The 15,108-nt window shown below is 51.2% G+C and carries 17 protein-coding genes, 1 tRNA gene and 1 pseudogene; 15 read left to right on the top strand and 4 right to left on the bottom strand.

Annotation, left to right across the window (positions count from 1 at the left end):
• Positions 1 to 36 precede the first annotated feature (36 nt).
• The 3 genes from ACO0LL_RS24430 (at position 37) to ACO0LL_RS24420 (ending at position 816) form a co-directional block, all read left to right on the top strand.
• The gene (locus ACO0LL_RS24430; RefSeq protein WP_422953411.1) at positions 37 to 435 is read left to right on the top strand and encodes a glutaredoxin family protein; all 399 of its coding nucleotides are present in this window, start codon (positions 37 to 39) and stop codon (positions 433 to 435) included.
• Positions 436 to 497: 62 nt separating this feature from the next.
• Positions 498 to 644 carry a hypothetical protein gene (locus ACO0LL_RS24425; protein WP_422953410.1) on the top strand — a complete coding sequence of 49 codons (147 nt, stop codon included), beginning with the start codon at positions 498 to 500 and terminating at the stop codon, positions 642 to 644.
• A gap of 98 nt (positions 645 to 742) precedes the next feature.
• Positions 743 to 816: transfer RNA gene (locus tag ACO0LL_RS24420), tRNA-Gly, on the top strand.
• A gap of 24 nt (positions 817 to 840) precedes the next feature.
• On the opposite strand, the gene ACO0LL_RS24415 is transcribed toward ACO0LL_RS24420, so the two are convergent.
• The gene (locus ACO0LL_RS24415) at positions 841 to 1,101 is read right to left on the bottom strand and encodes a type II toxin-antitoxin system RelE family toxin (protein WP_422953453.1); all 261 of its coding nucleotides are present in this window, start codon (positions 1,099 to 1,101) and stop codon (positions 841 to 843) included.
• Between the two features lie 29 nt (positions 1,102 to 1,130).
• Positions 1,131 to 1,349, bottom strand: coding sequence for a type II toxin-antitoxin system prevent-host-death family antitoxin (locus tag ACO0LL_RS24410; protein WP_422953452.1), 219 nt, complete (start codon positions 1,347 to 1,349; stop codon positions 1,131 to 1,133).
• 210 nt (positions 1,350 to 1,559) lie between these two features.
• Between ACO0LL_RS24410 and ACO0LL_RS24405 the strand changes: the two genes are divergently transcribed.
• From ACO0LL_RS24405 to ACO0LL_RS24395, 3 genes are all read left to right on the top strand, one after another.
• Positions 1,560 to 2,582 carry a ribonuclease T2 family protein gene (locus ACO0LL_RS24405; protein ID WP_422953409.1) on the top strand — a complete coding sequence of 341 codons (1,023 nt, stop codon included), beginning with the start codon at positions 1,560 to 1,562 and terminating at the stop codon, positions 2,580 to 2,582.
• 223 nt (positions 2,583 to 2,805) lie between these two features.
• The gene (locus ACO0LL_RS24400; RefSeq protein ID WP_422953408.1) at positions 2,806 to 4,023 is read left to right on the top strand and encodes a hypothetical protein; all 1,218 of its coding nucleotides are present in this window, start codon (positions 2,806 to 2,808) and stop codon (positions 4,021 to 4,023) included.
• Positions 4,024 to 4,184: 161 nt separating this feature from the next.
• Positions 4,185 to 4,520, top strand: coding sequence for a hypothetical protein (locus ACO0LL_RS24395; RefSeq protein ID WP_422953407.1), 336 nt, complete (start codon positions 4,185 to 4,187; stop codon positions 4,518 to 4,520).
• A gap of 57 nt (positions 4,521 to 4,577) precedes the next feature.
• On the opposite strand, the gene ACO0LL_RS24390 is transcribed toward ACO0LL_RS24395, so the two are convergent.
• A complete protein-coding gene (locus ACO0LL_RS24390) occupies positions 4,578 to 5,486 on the bottom strand; it encodes a substrate-binding periplasmic protein (protein ID WP_422953406.1) in 909 nt (302 codons plus the stop codon).
• A gap of 383 nt (positions 5,487 to 5,869) precedes the next feature.
• On the opposite strand from ACO0LL_RS24390, the gene ACO0LL_RS24385 reads away from it, so the two are divergent.
• The 6 genes and pseudogenes from ACO0LL_RS24385 to ACO0LL_RS24360 all read left to right on the top strand — a co-directional run bounded on the left by ACO0LL_RS24385 (position 5,870) and on the right by ACO0LL_RS24360 (position 11,628).
• Positions 5,870 to 6,763, top strand: coding sequence for a lysostaphin resistance A-like protein (locus ACO0LL_RS24385; protein ID WP_422953405.1), 894 nt, complete (start codon positions 5,870 to 5,872; stop codon positions 6,761 to 6,763).
• A gap of 181 nt (positions 6,764 to 6,944) precedes the next feature.
• A pseudogene (locus ACO0LL_RS24380) lies at positions 6,945 to 7,046 on the top strand (IS30 family transposase); the annotation flags it as partial.
• 144 nt (positions 7,047 to 7,190) lie between these two features.
• Positions 7,191 to 8,369, top strand: coding sequence for a basic secretory protein-like protein (locus ACO0LL_RS24375; protein WP_422953404.1), 1,179 nt, complete (start codon positions 7,191 to 7,193; stop codon positions 8,367 to 8,369).
• Positions 8,370 to 8,400: 31 nt separating this feature from the next.
• On the top strand, positions 8,401 to 8,970 hold the full coding sequence (locus ACO0LL_RS24370; protein ID WP_422953403.1) for a DUF922 domain-containing protein: 570 nt from the start codon (positions 8,401 to 8,403) through the stop codon (positions 8,968 to 8,970).
• A gap of 167 nt (positions 8,971 to 9,137) precedes the next feature.
• Positions 9,138 to 10,688: a DUF4214 domain-containing protein gene (locus ACO0LL_RS24365; protein ID WP_422953402.1), complete on the top strand. Its 1,551-nt coding sequence runs from the start codon at positions 9,138 to 9,140 to the stop codon at positions 10,686 to 10,688.
• Between the two features lie 133 nt (positions 10,689 to 10,821).
• On the top strand, positions 10,822 to 11,628 hold the full coding sequence (locus ACO0LL_RS24360; RefSeq protein ID WP_422953401.1) for a hypothetical protein: 807 nt from the start codon (positions 10,822 to 10,824) through the stop codon (positions 11,626 to 11,628).
• 14 nt (positions 11,629 to 11,642) lie between these two features.
• Here ACO0LL_RS24360 and ACO0LL_RS24355 read toward each other — a convergent pair whose 3' ends face one another.
• Positions 11,643 to 12,197 carry a carboxymuconolactone decarboxylase family protein gene (locus ACO0LL_RS24355; RefSeq protein ID WP_422953400.1) on the bottom strand — a complete coding sequence of 185 codons (555 nt, stop codon included), beginning with the start codon at positions 12,195 to 12,197 and terminating at the stop codon, positions 11,643 to 11,645.
• A gap of 138 nt (positions 12,198 to 12,335) precedes the next feature.
• Here ACO0LL_RS24355 and ACO0LL_RS24350 point away from each other — a divergent pair, with 138 nt between their 5' ends.
• Genes ACO0LL_RS24350 through ACO0LL_RS24340 form a run of 3 tightly spaced genes read left to right on the top strand, consistent with a single transcriptional unit; the run spans position 12,336 to position 15,100 of the window.
• The gene (locus tag ACO0LL_RS24350) at positions 12,336 to 12,683 is read left to right on the top strand and encodes a winged helix-turn-helix transcriptional regulator (RefSeq protein WP_422953399.1); all 348 of its coding nucleotides are present in this window, start codon (positions 12,336 to 12,338) and stop codon (positions 12,681 to 12,683) included.
• Positions 12,684 to 12,703: 20 nt separating this feature from the next.
• Positions 12,704 to 13,837, top strand: a complete 1,134-nt coding sequence (locus tag ACO0LL_RS24345; RefSeq protein ID WP_422953398.1) for a tetratricopeptide repeat protein — start codon at positions 12,704 to 12,706, stop codon at positions 13,835 to 13,837.
• Between the two features lie 21 nt (positions 13,838 to 13,858).
• Positions 13,859 to 15,100 (top strand): metallophosphoesterase, encoded by a 1,242-nt coding sequence (locus ACO0LL_RS24340; protein WP_422953397.1) that lies wholly within the window; start codon positions 13,859 to 13,861, stop codon positions 15,098 to 15,100.
• Positions 15,101 to 15,108: the final 8 nt, after the last annotated feature.

Below are 15,108 nucleotides of genomic sequence, written 5' to 3'. Positions count from 1 at the left end.
ACAGCAGCCGACAGCAAAAGTAAAACTCTTATTTATATGAAAAAAAATCTCAAAAAAACAGCAACTGAAGTTATCCTGATAGTGCTGACTATCGCAATTGCAATTGCCATTGGCAGCCAACTACCCAAGTTATATCAAAAGTGGCGAGGACCATTTAAAACTGGCGATTATTCCATGCATGTTGCCACATCAGGAAAGCCGATTACCCTGTATGGCACATCGACTTGCCCACATTGCCAGACAGCCCGTGAATACCTGACTAAAAACGGCATCCCTTTTAATGATGTACTGGTGGATAAATCCAAGTCAGCAGAAGAAGCATACAAGTCACTCAATGAACGAGGCGTTCCCGTCATCGTCTCTGCGCATAAGCTGATGGTGGGTTTCAATGCCAAAGCCTATGACGAGTTGATCAGCAGTGACGTAAAAAAATAAATTGAAACAATATCGCCCATCAGGCTATATTGAGCATTATCTTTATGATCAGGAGAAATTAAATGAAAAAATACCTAATCCTCTTCCTCGGCGTCACCATCTTTGCCGCAGTAAGTGCAAGTACCACGGACTATAAAGCATGTTACAAACGCTGCATGGAAAAAATCGACGACAAAGAAAAATGCGAAAAAATCTGCAAAGACGATTAAGCTGAATTAGCTTACCGAAACACTGTCGCAGCGTGTTTCAAAACAGACTAGCTGACAACTTGCAAACACCCGTCAAACCCGCTTAGAATGTGGGAATCGCGGGTGTAGTTTAATGGCAGAACGGCAGCTTCCCAAGCTTCACACGAGGGTTCGATTCCCTTCACCCGCTCCAGCATACTCCAAACTTAATCAGTACTTATCCAGTATTGTCGCGCTGCAGTCCGGCTTTGTAGGCAGCATTGTCCTGTCGTTTGCCAACTGACAAGACGTAGACCACAACTGTTTGATCAATAACCTTATAAACCAGGCGATAGCCCAAAGCAGCCAGCTTGATTTTATACAAATCACTGCCGCCACTGACAGCCGCTTTAGGAACGCGCGGCTGTACCAGTCTTTCGCTCAATTTTTTCTTGAGCTGGGTCTTGATAGTCTCATCCAGCTTGCGCCATTCCTTCAGGGTTCAGGGCATCTGGATGGAAATCGAGTTCATAAGTCATCCAGCTTTACTCTGATGGGCTTTTTCCGGTCTTTTAGCCTGGACTCGACTATCTTTAGTATTTCCTTGTCTTCCAGCAGTTCGTTTACTTTTTCCCAGGCAGCGGCTGTCACCATATAACCAACCGGCTTATTGCGATTCAGAATGGCTACTGATTGATCGCCTGATGCCTCAAGAACAGCAGTAGGATTTGCTTTGAGTTCACTGATGCCGACGCAACTTGGTGCGAGTATGGCTTCCGTGAAAAGCCCCTTTAACTAGTCTTTTAACAATGCCGATATTAATACTACTCAGTAAATATTGCTTCATGTACTGTGAATACACAGCTTGCTGAAGATACAATAGAAAGTAATTTCGCACTTTTTGCGTCATAAATACACTAAGCCGCTGTCACCAGATGATAAAAGGTAAAAATTGACATGAAACAACTGAGATCACGCATCATCGTCGCGCTTGTATTGCTGATTACGGCAACATTCCCTGCTCATGCCAGCGAACCGGTGAATGGCAGCTTTACCGCCGGCAAATCTTGCGAGCTGTATTCGTCTTTCAACAAGCAAAGTAACCCTGGTGCTGTGCATGCGGTGGTCGGCAAGAGCTATGCGGTGAAAGAGATCAACAAGCCGGGTGACTATGCGTGGTTGCGGGTGGATGTGGATGGGGCCAATCCTAATTTACGCTGGGTGGCGCGGGACTGCGGAACGGCACAGCTGGACCAGGTGCCGCAAGACAATCCGCCAGCAGGCCGGGCCAAGGCGAACCGGGAGGCTGACCGCCAGACTATGTGCAGCACACCGAATCTTGAAGACAGCTATGTGCTGGCGATCACCTGGCAACCAGGCTTTTGTGAGCACTTTGCCTATCGCGGCAAGAAGCCTGAGTGTGATGCTATCAACAGTGGCAAGCTGAAAATCAATAACCTGACCCTGCATGGCCTGTGGCCAAATAAAAAAGAATGCGGCATCAATTACGGCAGTTGCTCTACCGAGCCGATGAAGCTGTCTTCTGACACGATAAAACGCATCGCCAAGTGGATGCCGAATTTTCAGTTTGAAAGCAAGTTTGGTGAATACGAATGGAGCAAGCATGGTACTTGCCAGGCACGCGATGCGGATACTTACTTCAAGACTGCAGCGGCAGCCGTCGAGGAAGTCAATAATTCAGCGGTAGGCAAGTTCATTCTGGATCACGCTGGTAAATCGTTCGCGGTGAAAGATTTTTTTGAAATGCTCAAGAAACAGGAAGGCGAAAAAATCGCGCAAAACTTCATGCTCAGTTGCGCTGATGGCAAATACCTGCAAGAGATACGCCTTAAGTTGCCAACAAATTTTGAGACGGGCAAGGGCCTGACAAAACTGATTGGCGATGCAGAGGGATTTAACCGCCAGACCGACAAGTGTGACAATGAAATTATTGTCGAAACGAGTGGCCGCGGGCGGTGATCATTTTGCAGGATGCGCCATACCCACCGTTTTCATATGCATGTGAATTGGTGATGGCGCGCCCTACGTCATCTTGAATTGACAGCACAATAAAATCAGATTTCGCCGCTGAGGTTATCATAAGGAAATAGAAGGCGCGATAGTTACATTCAGTTGCGCACTTTATTGTTTGGTGGTTTCTTGAAGACAAGACAATATCATTACTTAAGCAGACAGGAATTTCATGGGATTCTTCGATTTATTCAAGTCCAAGCCATCGACGCATAAATTTGCCCAGATCGTCATCAAGTATGCCCGCAACCAGGGCATTGCCCAGACCATGCATTTTGATGAGGCAGAGTTCCGTCTGGTGGTCGGTGAAAATGGCTCGCACATCCTGAATCTGCACAATGCCTACCGTGATTATTGTGCTGCGGCCAAAAGTCAGCGTGACCATGTGCTGCTGAAATATACCGCAAGCCTGCAAGTGAATGGCATACCCGACGATTTTGCCAGTGCCAGCAAACATCTGATGCCTAGCCTCAAACCCTGCGGCCAGGGTGAATACCTGCGCCTGACTTCGCTGATGCAGGACAAGCCCATGTCTTATCAGCAGGCTGCCCTGCCCTTTGGCGACGATGCCATGCTGATGCTGGCCTACGATACCGAGCATTCAATGGCGCTGGTCAACCAGAGTAATTATGAAAGCTGGAATATCAGCCTGGAAGATGCCTTGAAAGTGGCGCTGGATAATTTGCGCGACCGTACTGAAGACAAGTTTGTCAATCTTGGTGAAGGTGTCGTCGCCGGGGTGTGGGAAGACGCCTATGACTCTTCACGCATATTGTTGCCTGACCTGATTTACCGCGCCGGTTGCGGCAGTGACCCGGTATTGATGGTGCCCACCCGTGGCAGACTGTTGCTCTGCAATGCCAATTCCAGCACCTCGCAATTAGCAATGCTGGAGCACGCACAATCCTGCATGGAGCAGGAAGGTCGGGTAGTCTCCGCTGGCATGTATAAACTCAGGGATGGCAAAGCCGTCAGCTATGTGCCTGAGAATGCTGATGTACTTGATCGCCTGAAGAACTTGCAGACTGCGCAAAGAGCAGAAGATTATGGCTCGCAAAAAGAATTGCTCGAAGCCCTGCATGACAAGACCCAGGAAGATATTTTTGTCGCCAGCTATACCGTGCTCAAGAACAATGATACCGACAAGCTGACTTCACTCTCGACCTGGACCCAGGGCGTAGTATCGCTGCTGCCCAAAACCGACCTGGTCGCCATGGTGATCCCCGGTAGCCAGGAGGGTGAATACACCAGCAAGATACTCAGTTGGGATGACTTGTGCAGCACGGCGGGTGAGCTCATGCAAAAGACGGAAGGCTATCCAGAACGCTATCTGGTGACAGAGTTCCCGGCGCAAGACAAGCTGGATGCGGCGACGGAATCGACTTTGTAAGACAGCACATAAGCGTCTTATGGATCATGGCGATTTGCAGGGTGCAGGGTGCATAGTGCGCATCGATAGATTTGCCACGTAGCGATAAACGGTGCGCACGGCGCCCCCTGGCCTATGCTTTTTAACCAGCTTTCATATTTCTCTTTTGCTGAAGCTCCTCTATGAAAATGTATATCCTCGTCAAAGAAGACGTTCCTCTTGGTTTTGCAATGGTGGCCGTGGCCCATGCCTCCCTGGCGGGCTACCTGCGCTTTCAGGATACCCCTGAAGTCAAAGCATGGCTGGCAGGGCCATTTTTTAAAGCGGTATGCCGTGTCAATGCCAAAGAATTTGAGAATGCCAAGCTGGTTGAAGATCATGTAGTGCTGACAGAATCTGCGCTTGATAACCGGGAAGTTGCGATTGTATTCAAGCCGCGAGAAGAATGGCCAAAGATGTTCAAGTTTTTGAAATTGTACCGAGATTTGCCTGTGCAAGAAACCGTGGGTAAGCTTTGAGAGGTGCGCACGGCGCATCCTACCCCAATTTTTCAGCAATAAAAGTGTCGTTGCTTCTCACGGTTTAAACCACAACTCCGGCCTGTTCAACGGCATCTTTTCCGGGCTCAGCAAGGGGTTGCGCAGGCTGATGATGGTGCGGGATTTGAGGTTGATGTTTTTGATCGTGGCTTGCTGGTAGCGCTGGAATATTTTTTCAAAGCTGCCATTCCTGATCATTTCTTCCAGTCCGTTCTGTATGTCTTCAGCCATTTTTTGCTCGCGCGGACTGACAAAAAAATACAGGGCCGATGGATAATACAGAGCGATGTATTTGTCGATGACCAGTTTTTGGCCTGGACGGCCATTGAGTTCTACCTGCACTTCAAAAACAGAACGCGGGAAATAATCAAAGCGCCCTGCCTTGAGCATATTGAACAGGGGTTCATAGGATGCCGAGGTTTTTACTGGCAGGCCATTGCTTTTCAATATAGGCCCATCGGGCCAGTCCAGTTCTTGCCCGGCGGTGAAGGCTGCCAGGTCTTTGAGGCTTTTTACGTCCTTGAAAATATTTGCATTCGCTGCTGTCAACAGGGCGATGCGCCAGCCTATCAGGCCCTTGTCTATGGGGATGCGGATGGGAATAAGCTGCGCCTCCCTTTCATCTGTCGTCATGGTCCAGAGGACATCGACATTCCCCTGCGCCGAGCTGAGCTCATAAATACTGCGCGCCTGTTGCATGGGTGCCTCGCTGGCCTGCAACTGATAAGGCTGGCCACTGGCCTTGATTGCTTGCCTTAAAATTTCCAGTACATAGTCACTATGTGGATCAAGTTGGGCAGACAGGCGCGGATAGCGTATGAGTTTGCCCGTATTGCTGCTGGCATTACTGGTATTGCCCGTATTGCCGGGAGCATCACTGGCGTGCGCAGGGTACAGGCAACCCATGGTCATCCATAGCAGTGTCAGCAGTCTGAGCAATTTCATCTGATGTCCTGGATAAAAAGATTTTCGGCAGCGCCCGTGCATCATTAAAGTGTAATGCGCGCTGCCCTGTCTGTGTCAGGAATCCGCTGGTCAACTGCAACTTAATCCTCAGGATTGGCAGGAAGCAGACAAAATACAGGGATTTGCAGTAAACGGCATGACCGGCCGCTGGCTAGCAGCCTGGTGGGCTCTCAATTCCGAGCTTGCTTTTTATCGCCGTATTTTCCCATTCAATCCCTGTTTTTTACACTTGGTCTTATCGGGGATGTAAATAGTTTGTCATCTGTTTATAGTGCCAGCCAGTCATTCATATGCTTATTGCAGGACATTGCTAGGCGTGGCTGACGCGGACTATACTCACAACAAAATCCATGGGGATATTTATGACCACAGCAGAAATCAACGCCAGCCTGGACAAGCCAGTCTGGCATCAAAAACTTTTGCAATATACCATCGTCAAATTCCTGCTGGCGGTACTCATCGTCGGTGGCGTGCAATTTATTTCCCGCAAGGCCATGTCGCATTTTCTCGCCGGGCCGGACTGGATGGTATTTCGCAATATCGCAGCCATGCTGCTGGGCTGGCTGAGCTATGCTTTCTATGTACGCATCATAGAAAAACGCAAGGCGACTGAGCTGGCCTTATTCTCAGCCTGGAAAGAATGGCTGATTGGCCTGGTGCTGGGTGCCATGCTGTTTGTGCTGGTGCTGGGCAGTTTGTCTTTGCTGGGCGTGTTTCATGTCGATGGCTACAATGACCCCAGGCTGATGCTCAAATACCTGCCCATCTTTGTGGTAGTAGCGGTCATGGAAGAGCTGTTTTTCCGCGCCATGATCTTTCGCATGATGGAAGAATCCCTGGGCAGTGCCGTTGCCATCCTGATCTCTGCCCTGGCCTTTGGCTTTGCCCATGCGTCCAACCCGGGTGCCACCATCTTCAGTTCAATTGCGATTGCACTGGAAGCGGGTATCGCATTCGGCGCAGCCTATATGCTGACACGTCGCCTGGCGCTGTGTATCGCCATGCATTTTTCCTGGAATTTTACCCAGGGCGCGGTGTTTTCTGTCGCGGTATCCGGCACAGACAGCAAGGGCTGGCTGCAAACCCATATGACAGGTTCCGAATGGCTCAGCGGCGGTGCTTTTGGGGCTGAAGCTTCGGTGCTTGCGGTTTTTCTGGCGACCTTGATGGGTGTGGTGTTCCTGTACCTGGCCTGGAAGAAGGGTGAAGTCAAATCAGGTTTCTGGAAAAAACAGCGCCAGCTTGCGGCGGCGTGATATCTACTCTGCATTAAGTCTCCAACACCAGCGCCCTACTGTTCCAGGTAGTTTTGCATCACGGTCATTTCATCATGCAGCCAGTGAATGAAATGACCGACCTTGGCAGTTGTATTGCTAGCAGTGACGAAGCGGTAGCTATAGCGCTAAATCAGCCCTGCCGAGTGCAGCACATGCAGACGACATGGCTGACGCTATGGTTTACTTGAATCATCGACCTAGAAAATACCTTGGCTACAAAACTCCGCAGGAAGTCTTTATGACTCAGATGCAATCACTATAACAAAGGGTTGCACTTCGAACTTGAATCCGCCAATTAAGTATAAGCTCGTATAAAGACGTTACTCCGATTTTTTTCTTATAGAATACTGGCATATTCAATAACTCTTGAATGCTCCTCATGCGAGCTTCCCTGATTCTCACAGCGATGGCAACAAGCATCACCTTGCTGATCAACTTGCCCGCCATCGCCAGTGAACCAGGCAAGTTGCCTGCACAAATGCAACTGACCCGCATAGCAGCCGACAAATGGCGTGCAGACTACAGTTTTAGCGAAGCGATCTCCCGGTTCAGCATGCCTGCCGCTGGCGATTACCGCAGCACAGCCTGGAAGCCGCTGACAAGCGGTGTGCGCTATCAGGCGGAGCCATCTGCCCAGCCTGATCAACAGAAGGACAGCTATATCCTGGATCAACCTGCGCGCCAGCTCAGTTTTCAAATCACCTCTTACAACGGCTTTGCACCAAAAAACTATGCGCCGAATAACCGTTTCAGTGATGGCGGTGCGGGTATCTATATGGGATTTTTTGACGGCGATGTGCAAGAAGGCGGCAAGACACGCGCCATGAATTTGACAGTCAGCTATCAGGGTCTGTCTGGCGAGACTGTCATACCCCCACCGGCGTTTGCCGATGCAGAACGCAGCTTGCGTGCCTATGCTTATTTCGGGCCGCAAAAACCTGCCCCTGCGGGCGCAGCCAGGCTGGTGCTGGACCCGGCCACACCGGAATGGCTGGCCAAACTCGTTCTCGACACCACCAGCACCATGTCGGCCTATTTTTCCAGCACCTACCAGCGCCCTCTCTTGCCTGAACTGGTCTTGATGATTTCTGTCACAGATACAAGCACTGCCGGGTTTTCCATGAAGGGCGGTGCCACCAACGGGCAAATCACTTTCCGCCTCAGCGGCAAGGCCATGCTCAATGAGCATCCTGCGATACGCCAGCTAGTGCAAAAGTTGGTCTCCCATGAAATGGCCCATATCTGGCAGGAAAATGTAAACCAGGGTGGCATAGGTGAAGCACCCGCCTGGATACATGAGGGCGGTGCCGAAGCCATGGCTGTTGATGCCCTGCAAAAAACAGGAACATGGACAGCCGCCGAGGCCAGCAATTACCAGCAAACTGCAATAGCCAATTGTAAGAAGGTCGCAGACCAGACCGACAATTACCAATATGCGTATGCATGTGGCCTGCAAAAATTCATGGCCCTGGACAGTGACATCCCTTTGCTGTGGCGAAAGCTGATCACAGAAACTGAAAAAACCGGACGCAATTATGATGAGTCCATGCTCAATGAAGTCAGCAAACATCTGCATTCATCATGAAGAAAGGTAGCAGCCGGATTAAGGAGAGTATATGCAGATAAAAAATTTGAGCATGTCAGTCCTGCTATTGGTGAGTTGCGCACTCAGGGCAGAGGTCACAGAGAGCCTGAGCTACAAGTTTTATCCCGTTAGCCATACTGCGGGCAGTTCCCTGATACAGGCCGTCAATGCAGCAAGCCCCATTAGAGCAGGGGAAAAGAAATACCATGGCAATACCAAATGGGAGGTGCACTGGAAGTATCTTTACGACCAGTCTTCAGCTCGCAACTGCAAGGTCAAATCTGTCAGTGTCGCCTTGTCTGCCGTGATCACCCTGCCCGAATTGCATAGCAATGACGTTGCTGCCATCAGGCAATTCAATCAGTATTTGCCGGCACTGAAACGGCATGAACTCGGGCATTTGCAAACAGGGCAGGATGCTGCCAGGAGAATTGAGAAAAGCCTGTTGCAATATCCCGCTCAGGCAACTTGTGAGCAATTAGGTGTAGCCCTGAACCAGCGTGGCAACGCTTTGTTGGCAGAGGCTGCGTTGCTCGACCGTGCGTACGATGAGCAAACTCAGCACGGCAAAACCCAGGGCGCCGATTTGACTGGGCGCTGAACGTAAATAGTTCATGATTGAGTGTCAGAACAGTATCTGACTGACATGCATCAATAACAATGAATGATAAAATTCCTACAATAAAAATAATACATTCACGATGTGCATGAAATTCGTATGAGCATGAAATGCCATCGTCTCATAAAACTTTGAAGGAGTTTTTTTACATGGCTGTAGTAACGATCACGCAAAGCATAGAAGCCGGCAAGTTAGTCATTAAATTGTACTCTGACGGATTGGCTGCGACCAATTCAGTCAACCTGAAATTTTCATATACCGCAGCACAACTTTCGCTGAAGGATGTGTCATTCAGTGGCACCTCCAGCACCTCGCTGTCCAGCACTATCGTCGGTAGCGCAGGCAATGCAGAAATCAGCGGGCAATTTACCGGCGTCAGTGGCAGCCAGCCATTCGCCACCCTGGTTTTTACTGGCACAGGTAGTGGGAATTTTGACCTGGACTTCTCCAGCCTGAGAATTAATGGTGCACAAGCCAGCTTCATTGATCCACCGGCTTACGCTTTTTCTCTTGTCAATACAGCGGGGTCTCTGAATATCAGCCTCAATGAAGACTCGTCCTATATGGATACTTATGATCCATTCAAATCAGGTTTTGGTAGCAAATTGCAAGTCCTGAGCGAGCCCAAACATGGCAAGATCCTTATTAGCAATGGCTTTTCATTTCAAACTTACACCTATGTACCTGACGCGAACTACTATGGTACAGACACCTTCAGCATCCAGGCCAGGGACGGCATAGACACACAAACCGCTGTCGTCACGGCGACCATCAAGCCTGTCAATGATCCTCCAGTCGGCACAGTGACTGTCAACGGCGAAAAAGTCGTCGGTGGACAGGTGAGTGCAACCAGCAGCATTACCGATGTTGATGGCATGGGAACAGTACAGTATTCATGGCAAAAAAGCAGTGATGGAACAAGCTGGGTCGATATTGCCGGTGCCAAGTCTGCAACGCTGACGCTGCCCAATGACCTGGCCGGTTTGGCGGTCCGTGCAGTGGCCAACTATACAGATATGGCAGGCACCGCAGAAAGCGTCGTCAGCAGGCTGTATCTCGTCAATGCCAGTACTCCACCAAAAGTTGTCACTGGCACTGCTGCCAATGATATTTTACAAAACAGCCATGACGGCGAAATGGTCGATGGTGGTAACGGTCTTGACACCTTTGTCTATGCAGCACTGCGTAGTGACTACACCATCACCAAAACTGCAAACGGGTTCAGCGTTCTGGACAAGCTGGGCATAGATGCGAGCGACACCCTGAACAATATCGAGCGCATCCAGTTCTCGGACAGGAATGTGGCACTGGACATCAATGGTACTGCTGGCCAGGCATATCGTCTGTACCAGGCAGCATTTGGACGCAAACCCGACCTCGAAGGCCTGGGTTACTGGATCAAGGACATGGACAAGGGCTCCAGCCTGACCACGGTGGCGGCTGGTTTTTTTCAGTCGGCAGAGTTTCAAAAACTGTTTGGCAGCAACCCCAGTACCACGACACTGATCACCAATTTTTACCAGAATGTCTTGCACCGTGCACCGGATCAGGCTGGCTTTGATTACTGGAATGAACAGATCAGCAAAGGACAGATCACTGCCGCCGGAACACTGGCCAGTTTTTGCGAGAGTACAGAGAACCAGGCGCAGGTCATAGGATCAATCCAGAATGGCATAGACTACAAGGTGTGGGTGGGGTAATCCCGGCATGCTGGCAGGTAGTATGGTGATATGCTCTGGCCGTGTTCATCCGGGTGAGCAAGGGCCTGCCAGCATGCTTTGTCTATGACTGCTGCTCCTTGTGATCCATTTTCACCTTATTTTTTCGTTTCATATGAATGCCATCACCCACCAGCAAGCCCTCGACAAACTGGCCGCCCATCAATTGATGCAGGTCATAGAAGATGATGTCGCCAGCCTGACATCAACTGCCATGAGCTATGCCAAACATGATCAGCAACTGACTGTGACTGGTTATGTCTTGCCCCAGCTGCTGGCGCGCTGGAATTGTGTGCTCAACGCCAATGATGATGAAGCCACGCCCTTATACAGAGACAAGACTGTACTGGCACTGGCGCTGCTCTTGCACAAGCACGGTATGACCGAAGCAGCTATTACAGTGTGTGCATTGCAGGCCATAGACAACTTGAATGCAGCAGTGGCACTCAGTGACGCTTTTTTCAGGAATACCGATGCCATCAAGGCCTTGCTGAACAGCCCTGCCCAGGCTTTGAAAAAGCGGCCATCGACCAGAGACAACCTGACATTTCTGCGTGCACAAGATGTCATCGCCATCCAGCTTGAGCAATACTATTACGCCGCTTATGTGCATGAGATCAAGGGCTTTAATGAATACCCCGTCATTGAGTTTTACCGGGCGCGCTTTGAACACAGGCCGGACATCGCCGCCTTGCAGGGATGCACGGCGCAAGGTGAGACCTATAATGATGGCAAGACACGCATTTCATTACATGCAGTCTGTGGCATGCGCCATGTACCTGACCCGGCTAACCAGTTCCACCTGATTGCCACGGGCATTACTGACAAACCAGACCAGAGCCACCTGACTGCGTCGGTAGGCCTGTATGCAATGAGTGACTTATTCAGGCTACAGGCCATGATGCGCAAAACCGGCAACTGATTCAGAATGCCGGCTCACTGGTATTGCGCAAAACGCGCGGCGAAAGTTTCCAGCTCTATTCTTGCAGCATTGGTGACGAAGGACACGGTGTGATAACTGCCCACCAGGCTAATGATTTCGAGTAGTTGCGCCTGGCTGAAATGCTGTTCCAGCTTTGCCCACAATGCATCCGTGATGCTTGAAGTTTCATGCAATTCATCGACGGCTTTGAGCAAGAGTATTTCGCTGGCTGCCAGAGGGCTTGGTTCGGGCACTGTGCTGAGCGTGGCAGCAATGTCTTCCTTGCTCAAGCCTGCCCTGACGGCAAACAGGGTGACATGTACACCCCATTCATATTCCGAACCGCAACGGGCACAGGTGCGCAGGATGAGCAGTTCGCGTTCCCGCAAGGTTATCTCGCCCTTATCCAGCAAATTACCGGCAAACATGCGCAGCAAGACACGCTTGTTATGCGCCTGGGTACGGAATAGCGTCAAGGGCGGCATGCCGGGTGGCATGATGCGGGCAAAAGCCTGTTCCAGGTCGATATCATAAGGTGGCTCCAGCGGGGCAATTCTTGGCATGCTCATCGTGTTCTCCTGAAAAAATTCGCAATGAAATAGGGGCCAATGCCAGCAAGGCATCACCCAGTGTTAAAATCCACAAACCGCTACGCTATCAGTAGCAAACAGCATATCGCTACATTTAATGTAGCGCAAGGAGAAAATATGATGACACCAAAACCGGGGCAGGCAGTGCGGGGGTCGCAGACTGGCCGCCCCATCATGGCCTTGCTGGATTTGCTGGGCCGCCGCTGGACTTTGCGCATGATCTGGGAATTGCGGGGCGAGCCGCTGAGCTTCAGGGAACTGCGTGAGCGTTGCGACGCCATGTCGCCCACCGTGCTCAACCAGCGCCTGCGTGAACTGCGCGAAACCCGCATCGTCGAGATGGGTGCTGCTGGCGGTTACAGCCTCAGCCCATCAGGCTTGAACCTGGTCAAGGCAATGCTGCCCTTGCTGGCCTGGTCAGAAGAGTGGCAGCAGATGCTTGATGATACTCAGCAGCAGCGCTGATTTCACCTGCACAGAGCAAGATGAATTACACTAACACCCTCAATAGCAAACCTGAGCCGTGCGCCTGCAAGCCTATCTCATCATCCATGTACAAATCCACACTCTTCGCTACCCTGCTCTTGGCTTCGCTCTCAGCCTATGCACTGACTAACGCTGCCACCGCCAATGTCATTGCCACTGCTGTCACCGCACCAGCCAAACCTGCTGCTACAGCCGCACCAGATGTCGGCGCAGCCGCCTTCAGGGAGGGTAATTTTGCCCTGGCCTTCCAGGACTGGAGTACCCGGGCAGCAAGTGGCGAAGCTGCAGCCCAGCATAATCTGGGCACCCTGTACATGAGCGGCAAAGGGCCAGACAAGGATGAAGCCAAGGCCATGGAATGGTTTGGCAAGGCCGCTGCTTCTGGCTATGCCAGTTCACAATTCAATCTGGCAGAAGGCTATCGCCTGGGCATAGGTGTAGAAAAAGACATGGCACAAGCCATTGCCTGGTATCAAAAAGCTGCTGCGCAAGGTCTGGCCAGCGCCCAGGTCACCCTGGGCATTTGCCATGAAATGGGTCTGGGTGTGCCCAAGGATATGGAGCAGGCCAACAAGCTGTACCGGGCCGCTGCTGATCAGCAAAATGCAGAAGCCCAGTTCCGTCTGGCGCGCATCTTTGCGCTGGGCCTGGGTACCGAGGTTGATCAACGTGTTGCTAACATCTATTCAGCGCAGGCCGCCGACCAGGGTCACCCCCAGGCACAGACTTATCTGGCTACCCAGTACCTGTCCGGTGCCAGCATGCCACGCGATGTCAATCTCGCCATCCACCTGCTGGCACAGGCTGCCCGCCAGGGCCACGCCCGTGCATTTGCCTGGCTGGGCAATATCTATAGCGAAGGCAATGGCATTGCCGCCGACCTGCCCCGCGCCTACCTGTATTTCTCTATCGCCGACAGGCTCGATACCGCCAAGGAAATGCAGGACATGCCCAACAAACAAAAACTGGGTCTGGCCTTCCGTCTGAAGACAGAAGAAATACAGCAAGCCATGACACTGGCCAGTGAATGGAAGCTCGGCAATCTGCCACCGAGGCTGGTCTTGCCTGTCCTGAACACGAATCAGGCCAAACCCGAGATTTATCGGGGTGAGGTTTATTATCTAAAAAACTAAGCAAAAATTTCCAGATAGATCATGTCAGCATCAACATTACTATTTCGCCTCCGCTCGTTCAATTCATTCAATTCATTCGCATTGCGCAGTAGCGTTGCCGTCCTCGCCAGCCTGTTAATGCTGAGTACGGCGCTGGCGCAAAATGCTGCGCCAGTGCCTTCATCGGCTGCAGCAGCGGCATCTGCAGTTTCAACGTCCACAACACCGGTCACCGGCATCAATGATGGCCCGTATGCGTTTTACCAGTCGCCGGGCCAGCCCGACAAGGGCGGCCTGGATGTGAACTGGATATGCAATGACCAATTACAAAAGCAAAGTTTTACCAGCTCTGCCAACACCAGCCTGCCTGCAGTTTGCGGTTATCCACAGGTACTGACGATACGTCCGGCAGAAACTGCCTTTCCTGCGACCATCAAATTCAAGACCGACAAGCTCGCCGCCATCAGTGATATCCACGGCCAGTTTGACCTCATGCTCAAGCTCTTGCAGGCCAATGGCATCATCAATCAGGACTGGCAATGGATCTATGGCAAAGGCCATCTCGTCATCACCGGTGATATGCTCGACCGTGGCCCCAAGGTCACTGAAGCCCTGTGGCTGCTATATGCACTTGAAGCACAGGCCGGCGCCGCTGGTGGCGGCGTGCACCTGCTGCTGGGTAATCATGAAGCCATCTCCATGGCAGGCGACATGCGTTATCTGAATAAAAAATATGCTGCCGTCGCCCAGCACCTGAATATCAGTTATCAGCAAATGTTTGACAACAGCAGCGTGCTCGGCCGCTGGCTGCGCAGCAAGCCTGTGATCGTGCAGGTCAATGACATGCTCTTCATGCATGGCGGCCTGCATCCCGATCATCAAGACCTCAACATGAGCCTGCAACAGATCAATGAAAAATACCGCAGCACACTAGGTTTGAGCAAGGCGCAAATCAAGACTGATGACGTACTGAGCTGGCTGTATGGCAGCATAGGGCCACTCTGGTACCGTGGCTATTTCAATGCCCCCAAATTACCGGTTACCGACCTTGATAAAATGCTGCAGCAACTCAAGCTCGAACGCATCGTCGTTGGCCACACCACCATGGATGGTGTGTATTCCCATTACCAGGGAAAAGTCATCTCGATAGATTCCGGCATCAAGGGCGGCGTCAAAGGTGAAATGCTGTTCTGGGAAAAAGGCCAGCTCAGCAAGGCAGGCGTGGACGGACAAAAAGTCGCAGTGCCGGATGCGCCGGAGAAGCGCAAGGATGCGGGCGATTGAATTTACAT

The sequence above is a fragment of the Undibacterium sp. TC4M20W genome, from assembly GCF_049340245.1.
Lineage (GTDB): Bacteria > Pseudomonadota > Gammaproteobacteria > Burkholderiales > Burkholderiaceae_D > Undibacterium.
The sequence above is the reverse complement of the archived record's forward strand: the minus strand, read 5'-3'. Positions and strand labels throughout refer to the sequence as shown.

Excerpts from the sequence above, each read along its gene's own strand:
- ACO0LL_RS24430 (WP_422953411.1), top strand. The coding sequence starts at position 37 with ATGAAAAAAAATCTCAAAAAAACAGCAACTGAAGTTATCCTGATAGTG.
- ACO0LL_RS24425 (WP_422953410.1), top strand. The coding sequence starts at position 498 with ATGAAAAAATACCTAATCCTCTTCCTCGGCGTCACCATCTTTGCCGCA.
- ACO0LL_RS24405 (WP_422953409.1), top strand. The coding sequence starts at position 1,560 with ATGAAACAACTGAGATCACGCATCATCGTCGCGCTTGTATTGCTGATT.
- ACO0LL_RS24400 (WP_422953408.1), top strand. The coding sequence starts at position 2,806 with ATGGGATTCTTCGATTTATTCAAGTCCAAGCCATCGACGCATAAATTT.
- ACO0LL_RS24395 (WP_422953407.1), top strand. The coding sequence starts at position 4,185 with ATGAAAATGTATATCCTCGTCAAAGAAGACGTTCCTCTTGGTTTTGCA.
- ACO0LL_RS24390 (WP_422953406.1), bottom strand. The coding sequence starts at position 5,486 with ATGAAATTGCTCAGACTGCTGACACTGCTATGGATGACCATGGGTTGC.
- ACO0LL_RS24385 (WP_422953405.1), top strand. The coding sequence starts at position 5,870 with ATGACCACAGCAGAAATCAACGCCAGCCTGGACAAGCCAGTCTGGCAT.
- ACO0LL_RS24375 (WP_422953404.1), top strand. The coding sequence starts at position 7,191 with ATGGCAACAAGCATCACCTTGCTGATCAACTTGCCCGCCATCGCCAGT.
- ACO0LL_RS24370 (WP_422953403.1), top strand. The coding sequence starts at position 8,401 with ATGCAGATAAAAAATTTGAGCATGTCAGTCCTGCTATTGGTGAGTTGC.
- ACO0LL_RS24365 (WP_422953402.1), top strand. The coding sequence starts at position 9,138 with ATGGCTGTAGTAACGATCACGCAAAGCATAGAAGCCGGCAAGTTAGTC.
- ACO0LL_RS24360 (WP_422953401.1), top strand. The coding sequence starts at position 10,822 with ATGAATGCCATCACCCACCAGCAAGCCCTCGACAAACTGGCCGCCCAT.
- ACO0LL_RS24355 (WP_422953400.1), bottom strand. The coding sequence starts at position 12,197 with ATGAGCATGCCAAGAATTGCCCCGCTGGAGCCACCTTATGATATCGAC.
- ACO0LL_RS24350 (WP_422953399.1), top strand. The coding sequence starts at position 12,336 with ATGATGACACCAAAACCGGGGCAGGCAGTGCGGGGGTCGCAGACTGGC.
- ACO0LL_RS24345 (WP_422953398.1), top strand. The coding sequence starts at position 12,704 with ATGAATTACACTAACACCCTCAATAGCAAACCTGAGCCGTGCGCCTGC.
- ACO0LL_RS24340 (WP_422953397.1), top strand. The coding sequence starts at position 13,859 with ATGTCAGCATCAACATTACTATTTCGCCTCCGCTCGTTCAATTCATTC.